The organism is Corallococcus macrosporus (genome assembly GCF_017302985.1).
In the GTDB taxonomy this organism is placed as follows: Bacteria; Myxococcota; Myxococcia; order Myxococcales; family Myxococcaceae; genus Corallococcus; species Corallococcus macrosporus_A.
The window spans coordinates 60174-74166 of sequence record NZ_JAFIMU010000002.1 but is presented as its reverse complement, the minus strand read 5'-3'; the positions used below and the strand labels follow the sequence as shown (position 1 = coordinate 74166).

Here is a 13993-nt window from a genome sequence, read left to right as displayed (position 1 = left end):
CCTGCTACGGAATGAAGAAGAACGCCACGCCGAGGATGGCGTAGACGCCCAGCAGCATCACGCCTTCCAGCCAGTTGGACTCGCCGTCCAGCGCGATGAGCGTCGCCGCGCCCGTGCCGATGGCGATGCCCAGCACCTCCATATGGCTGAACTCCAGCGTCAGGTGCTGGCCCAGTGGAATGGACACGAGTACCAGCACCGGCGCGACGAAGAGGGCGATCTGCTTGGAGGACTCGAAGGCGATGTTGAACGCCAGGTCCATCTTGTTCTTCAGCGCCATCAGGATGGCGGTGGAGTGCTCCGCCGCGTTCCCGATGATGGCGATGATGATGACGCCCACGAAGGTGTGCGTGAAGCCGAACGCGGCGATGGCGTCCTCGATGGCGTGCACCAGGAACTCCGCCACCACCACCACGCCCAGCGTGGCGCCCAGCAGGACGAGCGTGGCCTTCTTCGTGCTCCAGACGGGCATCTCCTCCGGCTCGCCGTCCGCCTCGCCCGCGTACAGGTGCGAGTGCGTGCGCAGGGAGAAGAGCAGCGACAGCGCGTAGACGATGAGCAGGATGACGGAGATGGCCACCGACATGGGGAAGAGGACCCTGTCCGCCGCGGGGCCGCGCACCGAGTGGAACAGGTCCGGGATGGACATGGCGGTGAGCGCCAGGAACATGATGGCGGAGCCGGACAGGGCCGCCGTCATGTTGAACTTCTGCTTCGGGTACTTCAGGCCGCCCGCGAGGATGGCCGCGCCCAGCACCAGCAGCAGGTTGCCCAGGATGGCGCCGGTGATGGACGCCTTCACCACGTCTCCGTGACCGGAGCGCAGCGCCGCCAGCGCGATGATGAGCTCCGCGGCGTTGCCGAACGACGCGTTCATCAGGCCGCCCAGCCCGCTGCCCAGCTTGTGGGCAATCACCTCCGTGGCCTCGCCCATCAGCCGCGCCAGCGGCACCAGCGCCACCGCGCAGAGCACGAACGTCCACACGCCCGGGAAGAAGAAGTGCGACGCGATGGCCAGCGGGAAGAACACCGCCAGCAGGCCCAGGAACAGGCGGTCGACGTTGAAGCCGCCCTGGGACTCGCCCTCCGGCGAGGACGGGGTGACGGACGCGGGAGTGCTCACGAAGGGCCTCGCCAGCAGGAAGACGCGGGGGGTGATGGAGACGGGGTGCTTTTGGCCCAGCCGCCGGGCGGGTGCAACCGCCGGGCAGGCGTCAGCCCGAAAGCGGACGCACCAGGACGACCAGTCGCTTGCTCCCCCCCGCCGCGTCCCACTGCTGGTTCGTGGCGGTGGTCAGCGCCTCCGGCGCGGGGCGGAACCCCAGGCCGGAGAAGGTCCTCAAGGACGCGGTGTTGTCCTCGTCGATGTCCGCGTGGATCCGGTCCGCGCCCTGCCGCTGGACCTCCTGCACCAGGCAGCGCACCAGCGCGGTGGCCACGCCCATGCGCCGCACCTTCGGGGACACCACCAGCGAGCGCACCCAGAAGCCGTCCAGGGCCAGCCCCTCCTGGTGGTAGTCGTCCGCCCAGGCGAAGCCGAGCAGGTTCCCCTCGGCGTCGAACGCGCCCGCGGCCGCCCCGATGCGCTGGTCCGGCGGCAGGCCCCAGCGGTCGCGCAGCTGGCGGCGCAGGAAGGTGCCGGACACCACCAGCCGCTCGGTGGCGAAGGCGAGCAGCGCGTCCAGGTCCTCCGGGCGCACCAGCCGGACCTCCAGCGGGCCCACGAAGTGGCGGCGCAGCGGCTTCGTCCACCCGGAGAACAGGTCGCGCAGGTGGCGGAACACCGCGCGGGACGCGGGCTTCGTCCACACGCCGGACAGGGTGCGCTGCATGAGGAACAGCGCTGGCCGCGTGGGCCGGGGCAGCCGCACCACCCACCGCCCCCGCTTGAGCGCGATGATGCGCCCCACCAGCTCCCCGCCCGCCACGTCCGTGCCGCCCAACAGCGACTCCGTCACCCAGGGCCGGGTGGAGAGCACCACCTGCGCGGCCAGCCGGGGCCCGTGCCGCACCAGCGCCACGTCCCCGCGCGCCAGCCGCTCCGGTCCGCAGCGCAAGAGCCGCACCGCGTCCCCGCTGCGCAAGAGCGGGTAGAGACACCGCCCCATGCCGCGCACCCACAGCCGGTGGCCGAAGGGCAGCGCCGCAAGCAGGTCCGCGAGCTCGGCCGTCGAGACGCCACCAGAGGGCATGGCACCCACTCTGTCATGAAGGCGCCCCCGAAACCCGCCCCCGGTGCAGGCCGCGCTCCCGCTTCGTCCGGAACCGGCTATGACACGGCCCCAGGTCCAGGCCAGGAGGGCCCATGCCGTCGCAGACAAGTCCCGAGGGTGACTACGCCCCCGTGCCCCGCCAGGGGTGGTGGAGCCGCAACTGGAAGTGGGCGCTGCCCGTGGGCTGCCTGGGGATGGTGGGCTCGTGCTTCTGCTTCGCCGCCATCGCGGTGGGCTGGGGCTACTCGTCCATCAAGGACATGGACGCGTACACGGACGCCATCACCGAGGCCCAGGAGGACCCGCACGTGCAGCAGGCCCTGGGCGGCACCTTCAAGCCGGGCTTCCCCAGCAGCACCCAGGTGAGCAACGTCAACGGCCGCTCCCACGCGGAGTTCGTCGTGCCGCTGGACGGCCCCAAGGCGGACGGCAACCTCCACGCGGTGGCCGACAAGAACGGCGAGGCGTGGACCTTCAGCACCCTCTATGTCCAGGTGGAGGGCGGCCAGCGCATCGACCTGCTCGACACGGGCGACGCTCCCGCCGGGGAACCCCCGGACACGCACGAGGAGGTGGACCCGGAAGGAATGCCGCCGGAGCCTTCAGAGCCGCCGGCCCGGAAGAAGCCCGGCCAGGGCAGCGACATCGAGCTGTAGGAAATGACGAAGGGCGCGCCCCCGGGGTTGGTTCCCGGTGACGCGCCCCACGGTGAGTCACGGTCCGCCGCGGACTACTTCAGCTTCTGGATGCCCTCGCGCAGCGCGGGCAGGACCTTGAAGAGGTCGTCCACGAGGCCGTAGTCGGCCACCTGGAAGATGGGGGCCTCCGGGTCCTTGTTGATGGCGACGATGGTCTTCGAGGACTTCATGCCCGCCAGGTGCTGGATGGCGCCGCTGATGCCCGCGGCGATGTACAGCTTCGGCGCGACGACCTTGCCCGTCTGGCCCACCTGGTAATCGTTGGGCACCCAGCCCGCGTCGCACACCGCGCGGGACGCGCCCACCGCGGCGCCCAGCAGGTCCGCCAGCGCCTCAATCTCCTTGAAGTCGCCCTTGGTGCCGCGGCCGCCGGACACCACCACGCTGGCCTCGGTGAGCTCCGGACGGGCGCTCTTCACCTCGTTGAAGCTGACGAACTTCGTCTTGGAGGCCTCCAGCTTCGGCTGGAAGGACTTCACCTCCGCGGCCCCGGCCCCGGCCTCCGCGGCGGAGAACTCCGTGGCACGGATGCTGATGACCTGCACGGGCGTGGACAGCTTCACCTCGGCGAACACGTTGCCGGCCCACATGGGGCGCGTGAAGGTGATGTCCGCGCCACTGCCGTTGATGGCGGTGATGTCGGTGGCCATGGCGGCCTTCAGCCGGGCGGCGACGCGCGGCAGCAGGTCCTTGCCCTGCGCCGTGGAGGCCGCGCCCACGAAGGTGGCCTTCAGCTCCTGCGCCAGCCCCGCGACGACGGGGGCGTAGACCTCGGCCAGGTAGTGCTCGAACTCAGGAGCGGCCGCGGTGTGGATGGCCTTGGCGCCGGAGCCCTTGAGCTCCTCCGCCAGCTTGGACGGGTCCTTGGACAGCAGGACGAGGTGCAGCTCGGCGCCGGCCTTGTCGGCCAGCTGCTTGCCCGCGGCGATGGCGTTCAGGGAGGCCTTGCGCAGGTTCCCGTCCGGCTGCTGCTCGGCGACGATGAGGACGATGGACATGGTGTCTGTCTCCGGAATCGTTGGAAGGGTTGGCAGCGCGGGTCAGACGACCTTCGCCTCGTTGTGCAGCTTCTCCACCAGGGTGGCCGCGTCCGGCACCTTGATGCCCGCCTTGCGCGCCGGGGGCGACGCCAGCTTGAGCACTTGAATCTTCGGCGCCACGTCCACGCCCAGGCCCGCCGGGGTCAGCTCCTCGATGGGCTTGCTCTTGGCCTTCATGATGCCCGGGAGGCTGGCGTAGCGCGGCTGGTTCAGGCGCAGGTCCGTGGTGACGACCGCGGGCAGCTGGACCTCCAGGGTGGCAAGCCCGTTGTCCACTTCACGCACCACCTGGACGCTCTTCTTGTCCGCGGACAGCACCACCGCCGGGACCTTGTTCTTCTCCTGGTCGCTCTCCAGCGACTCCACCTTGGAGGCGAACGTGGCCTGGCCCCAGCCCAGGAACTCGGCCAGGTACTGGCCCACCTGGTTCTGGTCGTCGTCGATGGACTGCTTGCCCAGCAGGACGATGTCCGGCTTCTCCTTCTCCGCGACCTTCTGGAGCAGCCCCGCGATGCCCAGCTGATCCAGCGGGCCCGTGTGGTTCACCCAGACAGCGCGGTTGGCGCCCATGGCCAGCGCGTGGCGCAGCTGCTCCTGCACCTCCTTGCCGCCGATGGAGACCACGACGACCTCGCCGGTGTGCTTCGCGGCAAGGCGCAGGCCCTCTTCCACGCCGATTTCATCGAAGGGGTTGATCTTGTACTTCAACCCCTCCTTCACGATGTCCGAGCCGTCCGGCTTCACCTTGATCTTCGACTCGGGATCTTCGACGCGCTTGGCGGTGACGAGAATCTTCACGGCGGGCTCTCCTCAGTGGGGAGTGTTTGGAATTCGGGGCGGCTTGACGCGCCGCGCATCAGGGCGGGAGTAATAGACATCCGTACACGGCGGCGGCAACGGGAAAGCCCCGCCGGGCACAGTTTTGCTTTTCTACCTGAACAGTTCCTTCGCGATGACCAGGCGCTGCACCTGGCTCGTGCCCTCGTAGACCTGGATGAGCTTGGCGTCGCGCATCAGCTTCTCCACGGGGTATTCCTTCATGTAGCCGTAGCCGCCGAACACCTGCACGGCGTCCGTGGCGACCTTCATGGCCATGTCCGCGGCGAAGCACTTCGCATAGCTGGACTGGAGGGTGTTGCGCTGTCCCTCGTCCAGCACCTGGGCGCTCTCGTAGGTGAGCAGGCGCGCGGCGTGGGTGTTCATGGCCATCTCCGCCAGCATGAACTGGACGGCCTGGTGCTCGCGGATGGGCTTGCCCATCGTCTGGCGCTGGGCGGAGTACTCCAGCGAGTGCTCCAGCGCCGCGCGGGCGATGCCGATGGAGATGCTCGCCGTCAGCGGGCGGCTGTTGTCCAGCGTGGCCATGGCGATCTTGAAGCCCTCGCCCTCCTCGCCGATGCGGTTCTTCACCGGGACGCGCACCTCGTCGAACGTGACGGTGGTGGTGTTGCTGGCGCGCTGGCCCATCTTGTTCTCGTGCTTGCCGGTGGTCAGGCCCTGCGGACGGCCCTCCACGACGAAGCAGGTGATGCCCTTGTGCTTCTTGCCCTTGTCCAGCGTGGCGAACACGGTGAACTGGTCCGCGTAGCCGGCGTTGGTGATGAAGCACTTGCTGCCGTTGAGGACGTACTCGTCACCCTCGCGGCGCGCGGTGGTGCCCATGGCCGCCACGTCGGAGCCGGCGGCGGGCTCCGTGAGACAGAAGCAGCTGAGCTTGAGCTTCTCCCCAAAGGGGGCCAGCAGGCGCTTCTTCTGGTCATCCGTGCCCGCCAGGATGATGGGCAGGTTCGCCAGGTCGTTGGCGATGAGGGACGTGGCCACGCCCGCGCAGCCCCACGCCAGCTCCTCACAGACGATGACCTGCTCCAGGTGCGTCAGGCCCACGCCGTTGTACTCGGACGGGATGGCCATGTTCAGCAGGCCCAGCTCGAAGGCCGCGGAGATGAGGTCCTTGGGGAAGTCGGAGGTCTCGTCGTAGTGGGGGGCCTTGGGGCGCACCACTTCACGGGCGTACTTGCGCGCGGCTTCCTGCAAGGCGCGCTGATTTTCGCTGAGCTGGAAATCCATGGGCGGGGCTCCGGGAGGGTTGATTCAAATATCAATCCGCTCCCACTGCCATACCGCTCCCGGCGTCCTGGCGCCAGCCCCCGCGAGGGTCCCCCCGTCGTTCCAGGGACACCGGAACGGCGGGGGAGACGACCGGGCGGCTACTTCCCGGCGGGCTTCGCCTGCTTGGGGACCTTCTCCCAGTCCGCGAGGAACTTCTGGATGCCCGCGTCGGTGAGGGGGTGGTTCGCCAGCTGGGTGATGACGTTGTAGGGCAGCGTGGCGACGTCCGCGCCCAGGCGCGCGGCCTGGAGGACGTGGACGGGGTTGCGCACGCTGGCCACCAGCACCTGCGTGGTGAAGTCGTAGTTCTGGTAGATCTCCAGGATGTGGGCGATGAGCTCCATGCCGTCCTGGGAGATGTCGTCCAGCCGGCCCACGAAGGGCGACACGTACGTGGCGCCGGCCTTGGCGCACAGCAGGGCCTGGTTGGCGGAGAAGCAGAGGGTGACGTTGGTGCGGATGCCGTCGGCGGTGAGCGCCTTGACGGCCTTCATGCCCTCCACGCCCATGGGAATCTTCACGACGACGTTGTCGTGGATCTTCGCCAGGCCCTGGCCTTCCTTGATGAGCTCCGGGGCGGTCAGCGACACGCACTCGGCGCTGATGGGACCGTCCACGATGGAGCAGATCTCCCGGATGGTCTCCTCCAGGTTGCGCCCGACCTTGGCCAGCAGTGACGGGTTGGTGGTGACGCCGTCCACGCAGCCCATCTCGTGGGCCTTGCGGATTTCGCCGACGTCCGCGCTGTCGATGAAGAACTTCATGCCGTCCCCTTGGTGTTTTCCGGCCACGGGCGGCCGGGCGGGCAGGCCGTAGCCCAGGCCCCCCCATGCGTCAAGGATGGCCGCCCACGGGGAGGCTGGGTTAGAGGTAGCGCCCAGCCATGGCCCGCGCTCCCCGCTCCACCGCCAAGAAGCAGCCCCGCCTGCGCGCCCTCCCCGGCCGCGCGCCCTCCCCCGCCGCCGTGCGCGCCGAAGCCCGCAGCGCCGACGACGAGGCCGCGCTCACCTACGCGCGCGGCGTGCTGGAGGCGGAGGCCCGCGCCATCCTCGGAGTCACGGACCGGCTGGGGAACGCGTTCCTGCGCGCGCTGCGGCTGGTGCGCGACTGCCCCGGCCAGGTGGTGGTGACGGGCATGGGGAAGGCGGGCCACATCGGCCAGAAGCTGTCCTCCACGCTCGCGTCCACGGGCATCCGCTCCGTGTTCCTGCACCCCGCGGAGGCCGTGCACGGCGACCTGGGCCGCGTAGGCCAGGGCGACGTCATCCTCGCGCTGTCCAACAGCGGCAGCACGGAGGAGCTGCTGCGCCTGCTGCCCCTGTTCAAGCGCATGGGCACGCCGGTGGTGGCGCTCACGGGGGACGCGGACAGCGCGCTCGCGAAGGGCGCGGAGGTGGTGCTGGACATCGGCCGGATTGAAGAGGCCTGCCCCATGGGCCTCGTGCCCACCGCGTCCACCGCCGCGCTGCACGCCGTGGGCGACGCACTGGCGATGACGCTGCTCAGAAGCCGCCCCTTCGGACGCGACGACTACGCGCTCCTGCACCCGGGCGGGAAGCTGGGGCGCTCCGTGCTGCGCGTCTACGAGCTGATGCGCACGGGCCCCGCGAACCCGCTGGTGCTGGACACCGCGCGGCTGTCCCAGGCGGTGGTGGTGATGACCAACACGCCGGGCCGGCCGGGCGCCGCGTGCGTGGTGGACCGCGACGGGAGGCTGGAGGGCATCTTCACCGACGGAGACCTGCGCCGGCTGGTGGAGCGCGGCCACACGGACTTCGAGGTGCCGGTGCGACAGGTGATGGGCAAGCGTCCGCGCTGCATCACCCCGGACACGCTGGTGCTCACCGCCGCCGCGCAGATGCGCGAGCTGAAGGTGGACCAACTGCCCGTGGTGGACGTCGAGGGCCGGGCGGTGGGCCTGCTCGACGTCCAGGACCTGCTGGCCGCGAAGTTCGTCTAGGCGCCTGGACATCCAGGCGGCCCGCCTCCGGCCGGAAGCGGGCCCAACTGGTCCGACTGTCGGACCAGTTCGTGGGCGGCGCCTCCGACGGGAGGCCCTGGTGGCGGGCTACTGCGACAGCTTCGCCTGGAGCTGCGCCTTGTTGGGGTAGTTGGGCACGTCCTGGGACAGCTTCTCCCAGAGGGCCTTGGCGCCCTTCGCGTCGCCCTTGGCGAGCAGCGTGTCGCCCAGCTTCTCCACCGCGCCCGCGTCCGACTGGAGCGCCACGCTCCACACGCGCGCGCCCATGGGACGGCCCAGGCCGACGAGCGCCCAGGCCATGCCCGCCTTGGCGCGGCCGTTCTCCGGCTGGAAGGGCACCACGCGGGTGTAGTTGGCCAGGGCCTCCTGGTAGCGGCCGCGCGCCAGGTGCTCCTCGCCCTCCTCCACCAGCTTGGTGAGGCCCGCCTCCAGCTCCGGCGTGCGCTCGGTGTTCTTCACCGCGTCCACCATCTCCGGCGTCAGCGGGCGCGGCGCGTCCGGCGGCATCGCGGCGGCCTGCGCGGTGGACTGGGACAGGCGCACCTTGCGGTCCTCGGCGCGCGACGCGAGCCACTTCTTGCGGCCGCCCGCCTTCACCGTCTCCTCGATGCGCACGCTCAGCTCGCGGGCCATGGGCGCGCGCTGGGACTGCGGATACGTCGCCACCAGCGTGTCGAAGCCCTGGCGCGCGGCCTTGAGCGCCTGGAGGTCCTCGCCCTTCGACTCGAAGAGCAGCGAGGCGTGCGCGTACAGCGCCTCTTCGTGGAGCGGCTCCACCTCCAGCACGCGGGCGTACTCCTTCAGCGCGTTGGCGCTGTCACCGCCCAGGTACAGCGCGTTGCCGCGCACCACGTCCACGTCCAGCGCGGGCACCAGCGCGGCGCGAGCACACGCGGCGGCGCCCGCGGTGTCTCCGGACTTCGCGCGGGCCTGCGCCACGGCCTCCATCGCGTCCAGCGCCTGGCCCGGCGTGAAGCCGCAGCTCGCGGCCTCCGGCGTGGCGATGGGGGCCTTGCCCAGCTTCTTCTTCGACGCGAGGAACAGCGAGCGCAGCCCCTCCGCCTTGGCCTGCGCCTGGCCCAGGTAGGTCAGCGCCTCCGCGTTGCGGCCGTTCGTGTAGTAGAGCTTGCCCAGCGACGAGGCGATCTCGAAGGTCTTCTCGCGCTCGCGCAGCCCTTCGGACGAGTCGAGCTGCTTCATCAGCTCCTCGGCGGAGGGCGGCATCTTGTTCGCGTCCACCGTGGGGTGGCCCGACGGCAGCGGCGTGCCCGGCGCCACGGGAGAGCCCGCGGGCATCGTGGGGTGGCCGGGGGGCAGCGCGCCGTTCGCGGCACCCGCGCCCGAGCCCATGCCCGTAGGCGAGGCCTGGGTGCCGGGCGGAATCGTGGGGTGGCCGGGAGGCAGGGGGGTGGGCTCGGCCGCGAGCAGCGCGGCCGTGGCCAGGACGAGGGACAGGCTCATAGTTCGTGGACGGGGAAACGGGCGCCCATGTCGGGCCAGTAGAGGGCCTCGCGCTTGCGGACGTCCTGGGGGGCGAGCTTCGCGAGCAGCTCCTGCACCGTCACGCCCAGCACCGGGTGGCGGGCGTCGGGGGCCAGCTCCGCCAGGGGCTCCAGCGCGAAGCGGCGCTTGTGCAGTTCAAGGTGGGGCACCTGGAGGTTCGCGTCCGCGACGACGGAGTGGTCCTCCTCGTCCCAGAGCAGGATGTCCAGGTCGATGGTGCGCGGCCCCCAGCGCTGGACGCGGCGGCGGCCCAGGTCCTGCTCGATCCGCTGGAGGATGCACAGCAGGCGCTGCGGCGTCAGGTCGCACTCCAGCGCCACCACGGCGTTGAGGAAGCGCGGCTGCGCGGGGCCCACCGGGGCCGTGTCGTAGAGGGAGGAACACCCGAGCACCGACACCGCGTCGATGCAGGACATCGCGGAGAGGGCGGCCACGAGGTGGGACTCGCGGTCGCCCTCGTTGGAACCCAGTCCTACATAGACGGTCGCACTCAAGGCTCCATCTCAACCGGGTTCACCAGGGTTCCGATTCCCTCCAGCTCCACCTCCACCGTGTCCCCCGCCTTGAGCGCGCCCACGCCCGAGGGAGTTCCCGTGCTCACCAGGTCGCCGGGCAGCAGCGTCATGATGTGGGAGATGAAGGACACCAGGCGGGCGGCGTTGAACACCATGTCGGACGTGCGGCCATCCTGGCGCACCTGCCCGTTCACCCGGCACACCACCCGCAGGTCCGCGGGGGACAGGCCCGTGACGGCCCAGGGGCCCGCGCAGGCGAAGGTGTCGTAGCCCTTGGCGCGGGTGTGCTGGATTTCCTTCCGCTGGATGTCGCGCGCGGTGACGTCGTTGAAGGCGGTGAGCCCCCAGATGGCGCGCGCGGCGGTGGCCTCGTCGGCGTTCTTCAGCCGCTCGCCAATCACCAGCGCCAGCTCTGCTTCGTAGTGCACCTCCTGGCTCGCCTTGGGGATGCGGATGGGCGAGCCCGGGCCGTTGAGCGCGGTGGAGGGCTTGGTGAAGATGAGCGGCTCCGTGGGGATGGGCTTGCCCATCTCCTCCGCGTGCTTGCGGTAGTTCTGGCCGATGCAGACGACCTTCGACGCGTCCGAGGGCGTCAGCAGCGTGAGCCCCTGGAGCGAGCGGCGCAGGCCGGTCTCCTTGCCGCCGGCCCAGGGCGCGGCGGTGAGCACCACCACCTCGTTGCCGTCGACGCGGCCGTAGCTGGCGCGGCCCTCGACCTGGAAGCGGCAGTAACGGGCGGTCATGTCTTCCCCTGGAGGCCGAGCACGTCGGCCATGTCATAGAGTCCCGGAGCGCGGCCCGCCACCCAACGCGCGGCCCTCAGCGCCCCTTGCGCGAACTGATCACGGTTCGTCGCGCGGTGGGTGAGCTCGATGCGCTCGCCCTCGCCGAAGAAGTAAACCGTGTGCTCGCCCACCACGTCCCCGCCGCGCAGCGCCTGCACGCCGATCTCACCGGGCGGCCGGGCCCCCGTCTGCCCCTCGCGAGCGAACGTGAGGTCGTCCTTCGTGCGGTCCAGCGCCTCCATCAGCACCTCCGCCAGCTTGAGCGCGGTGCCGCTGGGCGCGTCCTTCTTCATGCGGTGGTGCGCCTCCAGCACCTCCACGTCGAACGAAGGGCCCAGCACCCGCGCCAGCTCCGCGGCCATGCGGATGACCAGGTTCACGCCCACGGACATGTTGGGCGCCGCGACGATGGGGATGCGCTGGCCGTGCGCTTCCAGCTGCGCGCGGCCCTCGGCGGAGAAGCCCGTGGTGCCCACCACCAGCGCCACGCCGCGCTCGGCGCAGACGCGCGCGTGCTGGAGCGTGGCCTCCGGGCCGGTGAAGTCCACGACGACGTCCGCCTTCGCGCCGTCCAGCGCGCGGCCCAGGTCGTCCTGCGCGAGCACGTCCAGCGGCGCGCCCAGCCGGGCCACGAGCCCCGCGTCCTGTCCGGACAGCGGGCTGCCCGGGCGCACCGTGGCGCCCACCACCGGCAGGTCGCTGGCGGCCTTCGCCAGCCGGACCAGCGTGCTGCCCATGCGGCCGGTGATGCCGGTGATGACGGTGCGGGTCATGGCGCGTGTCCCTTCCTTCAGCCCTTCAGCAGGCCCAGCCCGGTCAGCTCTTCCTTGAGCTTCGCGGCGTTCGCCTCGCCCATCTGCACGAGCGGCAGGCGCACTTCCGGGCCGAACAGGCCCATCAGGTGCAGCGCCCACTTCACCGGGATGGGGTTGGACTCCACGAAGAGCAGCCGGTGCAGCGCGTTCATCCGCACCTGGAGGCTGCGCGCCTTCGCGATGTCGTTGCTCCGCGCCGCCGCCACCAGGTCCGCCATCATGCGGGGCGCGACGTTGGAGGACACGGAGATGACGCCCTTGCCGCCGCACGCGATGAAGGGCAGCACCGTGAAGTCGTCACCGGACAGCAGCGTCAGCCGGTCACCGCACTTCTCCACCAGGTCCACCGCGCGGATGAGGCTGGCCGTGGCCTCCTTCAGCGCCACGACCTCCGGGATGTCACACAGGCGCAGCGCCGTCTCCGGCAAGAGGTCCACGCCCGTGCGGCCCGGCACGTTGTAGGCGACCAGCGGGAAGCCCGGGTGCGCCTTCGCGATGGCGCGGTAGTGCTCCACCAGGCCCGCCTGCGTGGGCTTGTTGTAGTAGGGCGTGACGATGAGCGCGCCGTCCGCGCCCACCTCGCGCGCGCGGCGCACGGACTCAATCGTCTCCCGCGTGCTGTTGCTGCCCGCGCCCGCCACCACCGGCACGCGACCCTTCACCTCGTCCACCACGACGGCGATGGCGCGCGCGCGCTCGTCCGCGTCCATGGTGACCGCTTCGCCGGTGGTGCCCATGGGCAGGAGCACGTTCGTGCCGCCCTCGAGCTGATAGCGGACCAGGGCCCGGAAGGCCCCCTCGTCCAGCGCCCCGTTGAGGAACGGGGTGGCCAGCGCCGTCATGGAGCCTTCGAAGGTCTTCATGCCGGCGCTTATACGTTCAGGCCCGCTCGCCGCGCCAGAGGTCCTCGACGCGCTCGCGCTCCCGCACGACACGCCAGGCCGCTCCGTCCACCAGCACCTCCGCCGGCCGGGGCCGCGAGTTGTAGGTGGAAGCCATGCTCATCCCGTAAGCCCCGGCGCTCATGAAGGCATACAGGTCGTCCTGGCGGGGCAGCACCAGCGGGCGCGCCCGCGCGAGCACGTCGGTGGATTCACACACCGGCCCCACGACGTCCACCTCCACGTCCCGGCCGCGGCGCTTCACCACCGGCTGGATTTCGTGGTGCGCCTCGTAGAGGGCCGGGCGCATCAGGTCGTTCATGCCCGCGTCCACCACCACGAAGGTGCGCGCCTGGGTGGGCTTCCGGTACAGCACGCGCGTGAGCAGCACGCCCGCGTTGCCCACGAGCGAGCGCCCCGGCTCCAGCAGCAGCGTGGCCCCGGTGCCTTCCGTCGCGTCCAGCACCGTGCGCGCGTACTGCTGGGGGCTGGGCGGCGTCTCGTCCGAATAGGTGATGCCCAGCCCACCGCCCACGTCCAGGTATTCCAGCGCGTGGCCCTGGGTGTTGAGCGTGGCGTAGAGGTCCGCCACCTTGGTGAGCGCGGCCTTCATGGGGGCGGTGCGCGTGAGCTGCGAGCCGATGTGGCAGTCCAGCCCCAGCGCCTTCAGCCCCTTCATCTTCCGCGCCTTCGTGTAGAGGGCGACCGCCTCCTCGAAGGGCACGCCGAACTTGGACGTCTTCAGGCCGGTGGAGATGTAGCGGTGCGTGCGCGCGTCCACGTCCGGGTTCACGCGCAGGGCGAACGGAGCGCGCTTGCCCAGCCGGCGGCCCACGGCGTCCAGCGCCTCCAGCTCCTCCGCGCTCTCCACGTTGAAGAGCAGCAGACCCTGGGACAGCGCCTGGGCCATCTCGTCCGGCGTCTTGCCCACGCCGGCGAACACCGTCTTGCCGGGCTCGCCGCCGGCCTGCTTCACGCGCGCCAGCTCGCCGCCGGACACGATGTCGAAGCCGCTGCCCAGCCCCGCGAAGAGGCGCAGGATGGCCAGGTTGGAGTTGGCCTTCACCGAGTAGCAGATGAGGTGCTTCTGGCCCTGGAACGCGTCCGTCACCTCGCGGAAGCGCTCCGCGAGGGCGGCGGTGGCGTAGACGTAGGTGGGCGTGCCCACCGCGTCCGCGATGGCGGACAGGGGTACCCCTTCCGCGTGCAGCGCGCCCTTCTTGTAGGCGAAGGCGCTCACTCGGGCAGCCCGCCGTCCGTGGTGGACGGCGGCACCGTGGGGCCGGAGGGCTCGATGGGCCCGCGCGGCGGGGTCTGCATGGGCGCCGTCTCCGACGTGGGCGCGGGCGGCGGCGCCGGACGGGGCGCGTGGGGACTGCCCTTGATGCCGCACGCCACCAGCGCGAGCGTCACGCAGGTGGCGGCACACAGCCGGATGAGCGAGGTGCGCATG

The 13993-nt window shown here is 70.8% G+C and carries 15 protein-coding genes; 2 read left to right on the top strand and 13 right to left on the bottom strand.

Annotated features, from left to right (window positions below; all coding sequences use genetic code 11):
* Window positions 1-4: 4 nt before the first annotated feature.
* Together cax and JYK02_RS00765 are read right to left on the bottom strand one after the other, a co-directional pair.
* Window positions 5-1123, bottom strand: a complete 1119-nt coding sequence (gene cax, locus JYK02_RS00770; RefSeq protein ID WP_207047939.1) for a calcium/proton exchanger — start codon at window positions 1121-1123, stop codon at window positions 5-7.
* 91 nt (window positions 1124-1214) lie between these two features.
* Window positions 1215-2192 carry a GNAT family N-acetyltransferase gene (locus JYK02_RS00765; protein ID WP_207047938.1) on the bottom strand — a complete coding sequence of 326 codons (978 nt, stop codon included), beginning with the start codon at window positions 2190-2192 and terminating at the stop codon, window positions 1215-1217.
* A gap of 113 nt (window positions 2193-2305) precedes the next feature.
* Between JYK02_RS00765 and JYK02_RS00760 the strand changes: the two genes are divergently transcribed.
* Window positions 2306-2869, top strand: coding sequence for a cytochrome c oxidase assembly factor Coa1 family protein (locus tag JYK02_RS00760; RefSeq protein ID WP_207047937.1), 564 nt, complete (start codon window positions 2306-2308; stop codon window positions 2867-2869).
* Between the two features lie 74 nt (window positions 2870-2943).
* On the opposite strand, the gene JYK02_RS00755 is transcribed toward JYK02_RS00760, so the two are convergent.
* From JYK02_RS00755 to fsa, 4 genes are all read right to left on the bottom strand, one after another.
* Window positions 2944-3909, bottom strand: coding sequence for an electron transfer flavoprotein subunit alpha/FixB family protein (locus JYK02_RS00755; protein ID WP_207047936.1), 966 nt, complete (start codon window positions 3907-3909; stop codon window positions 2944-2946).
* A gap of 42 nt (window positions 3910-3951) precedes the next feature.
* The gene (locus JYK02_RS00750; RefSeq protein WP_207047935.1) at window positions 3952-4749 is read right to left on the bottom strand and encodes an electron transfer flavoprotein subunit beta/FixA family protein; all 798 of its coding nucleotides are present in this window, start codon (window positions 4747-4749) and stop codon (window positions 3952-3954) included.
* A gap of 132 nt (window positions 4750-4881) precedes the next feature.
* Window positions 4882-6018 carry an acyl-CoA dehydrogenase family protein gene (locus tag JYK02_RS00745; RefSeq protein ID WP_207047934.1) on the bottom strand — a complete coding sequence of 379 codons (1137 nt, stop codon included), beginning with the start codon at window positions 6016-6018 and terminating at the stop codon, window positions 4882-4884.
* A gap of 140 nt (window positions 6019-6158) precedes the next feature.
* Window positions 6159-6824 (bottom strand): fructose-6-phosphate aldolase, encoded by a 666-nt coding sequence (fsa, locus tag JYK02_RS00740; RefSeq protein ID WP_120530299.1) that lies wholly within the window; start codon window positions 6822-6824, stop codon window positions 6159-6161.
* A gap of 119 nt (window positions 6825-6943) precedes the next feature.
* On the opposite strand from fsa, the gene JYK02_RS00735 reads away from it, so the two are divergent.
* Window positions 6944-8020, top strand: a complete 1077-nt coding sequence (locus JYK02_RS00735) for a KpsF/GutQ family sugar-phosphate isomerase (protein ID WP_207047933.1) — start codon at window positions 6944-6946, stop codon at window positions 8018-8020.
* Window positions 8021-8128: 108 nt separating this feature from the next.
* On the opposite strand, the gene JYK02_RS00730 is transcribed toward JYK02_RS00735, so the two are convergent.
* Genes JYK02_RS00730 through JYK02_RS00700 form a run of 7 tightly spaced genes read right to left on the bottom strand, consistent with a single transcriptional unit; the run spans window position 8129 to window position 13992 of the window.
* Window positions 8129-9502, bottom strand: a complete 1374-nt coding sequence (locus JYK02_RS00730; protein WP_207047932.1) for a tetratricopeptide repeat protein — start codon at window positions 9500-9502, stop codon at window positions 8129-8131.
* Window positions 9499-10038 carry a 2-amino-4-hydroxy-6-hydroxymethyldihydropteridine diphosphokinase gene (folK, locus tag JYK02_RS00725; protein WP_207047931.1) on the bottom strand — a complete coding sequence of 180 codons (540 nt, stop codon included), beginning with the start codon at window positions 10036-10038 and terminating at the stop codon, window positions 9499-9501. The genes JYK02_RS00730 and folK overlap by 4 nt, the downstream gene beginning before the upstream one ends.
* The gene (locus JYK02_RS00720; RefSeq protein WP_207047930.1) at window positions 10035-10802 is read right to left on the bottom strand and encodes a fumarylacetoacetate hydrolase family protein; all 768 of its coding nucleotides are present in this window, start codon (window positions 10800-10802) and stop codon (window positions 10035-10037) included. Before JYK02_RS00720 ends, folK begins: the two co-directional genes overlap by 4 nt.
* The gene (dapB, locus tag JYK02_RS00715; protein WP_207047929.1) at window positions 10799-11617 is read right to left on the bottom strand and encodes a 4-hydroxy-tetrahydrodipicolinate reductase; all 819 of its coding nucleotides are present in this window, start codon (window positions 11615-11617) and stop codon (window positions 10799-10801) included. Before dapB ends, JYK02_RS00720 begins: the two co-directional genes overlap by 4 nt.
* 17 nt (window positions 11618-11634) lie before the next feature.
* Window positions 11635-12522: a 4-hydroxy-tetrahydrodipicolinate synthase gene (gene dapA / locus JYK02_RS00710; protein WP_207047928.1), complete on the bottom strand. Its 888-nt coding sequence runs from the start codon at window positions 12520-12522 to the stop codon at window positions 11635-11637.
* A gap of 16 nt (window positions 12523-12538) precedes the next feature.
* Window positions 12539-13780, bottom strand: coding sequence for a diaminopimelate decarboxylase (gene lysA, locus JYK02_RS00705; RefSeq protein WP_207047927.1), 1242 nt, complete (start codon window positions 13778-13780; stop codon window positions 12539-12541).
* The gene (locus JYK02_RS00700) at window positions 13777-13992 is read right to left on the bottom strand and encodes a hypothetical protein (RefSeq protein ID WP_207047926.1); all 216 of its coding nucleotides are present in this window, start codon (window positions 13990-13992) and stop codon (window positions 13777-13779) included. Before JYK02_RS00700 ends, lysA begins: the two co-directional genes overlap by 4 nt.
* Between the last annotated feature and the right edge of the window lies 1 nt (window position 13993).

Coding starts and splice junctions, on each gene's coding strand:
- JYK02_RS00700 (WP_207047926.1), bottom strand. CDS start 13,992: ATGCGCACCTCGCTCATCCGGCTGTGTGCCGCCACCTGCGTGACGCTC.
- JYK02_RS00760 (WP_207047937.1), top strand. CDS start 2,306: ATGCCGTCGCAGACAAGTCCCGAGGGTGACTACGCCCCCGTGCCCCGC.
- JYK02_RS00755 (WP_207047936.1), bottom strand. CDS start 3,909: ATGTCCATCGTCCTCATCGTCGCCGAGCAGCAGCCGGACGGGAACCTG.
- dapA (WP_207047928.1), bottom strand. CDS start 12,522: ATGAAGACCTTCGAAGGCTCCATGACGGCGCTGGCCACCCCGTTCCTC.
- JYK02_RS00745 (WP_207047934.1), bottom strand. CDS start 6,018: ATGGATTTCCAGCTCAGCGAAAATCAGCGCGCCTTGCAGGAAGCCGCG.
- JYK02_RS00735 (WP_207047933.1), top strand. CDS start 6,944: ATGGCCCGCGCTCCCCGCTCCACCGCCAAGAAGCAGCCCCGCCTGCGC.
- JYK02_RS00720 (WP_207047930.1), bottom strand. CDS start 10,802: ATGACCGCCCGTTACTGCCGCTTCCAGGTCGAGGGCCGCGCCAGCTAC.
- fsa (WP_120530299.1), bottom strand. CDS start 6,824: ATGAAGTTCTTCATCGACAGCGCGGACGTCGGCGAAATCCGCAAGGCC.
- JYK02_RS00765 (WP_207047938.1), bottom strand. CDS start 2,192: ATGCCCTCTGGTGGCGTCTCGACGGCCGAGCTCGCGGACCTGCTTGCG.
- dapB (WP_207047929.1), bottom strand. CDS start 11,617: ATGACCCGCACCGTCATCACCGGCATCACCGGCCGCATGGGCAGCACG.
- JYK02_RS00730 (WP_207047932.1), bottom strand. CDS start 9,502: ATGAGCCTGTCCCTCGTCCTGGCCACGGCCGCGCTGCTCGCGGCCGAG.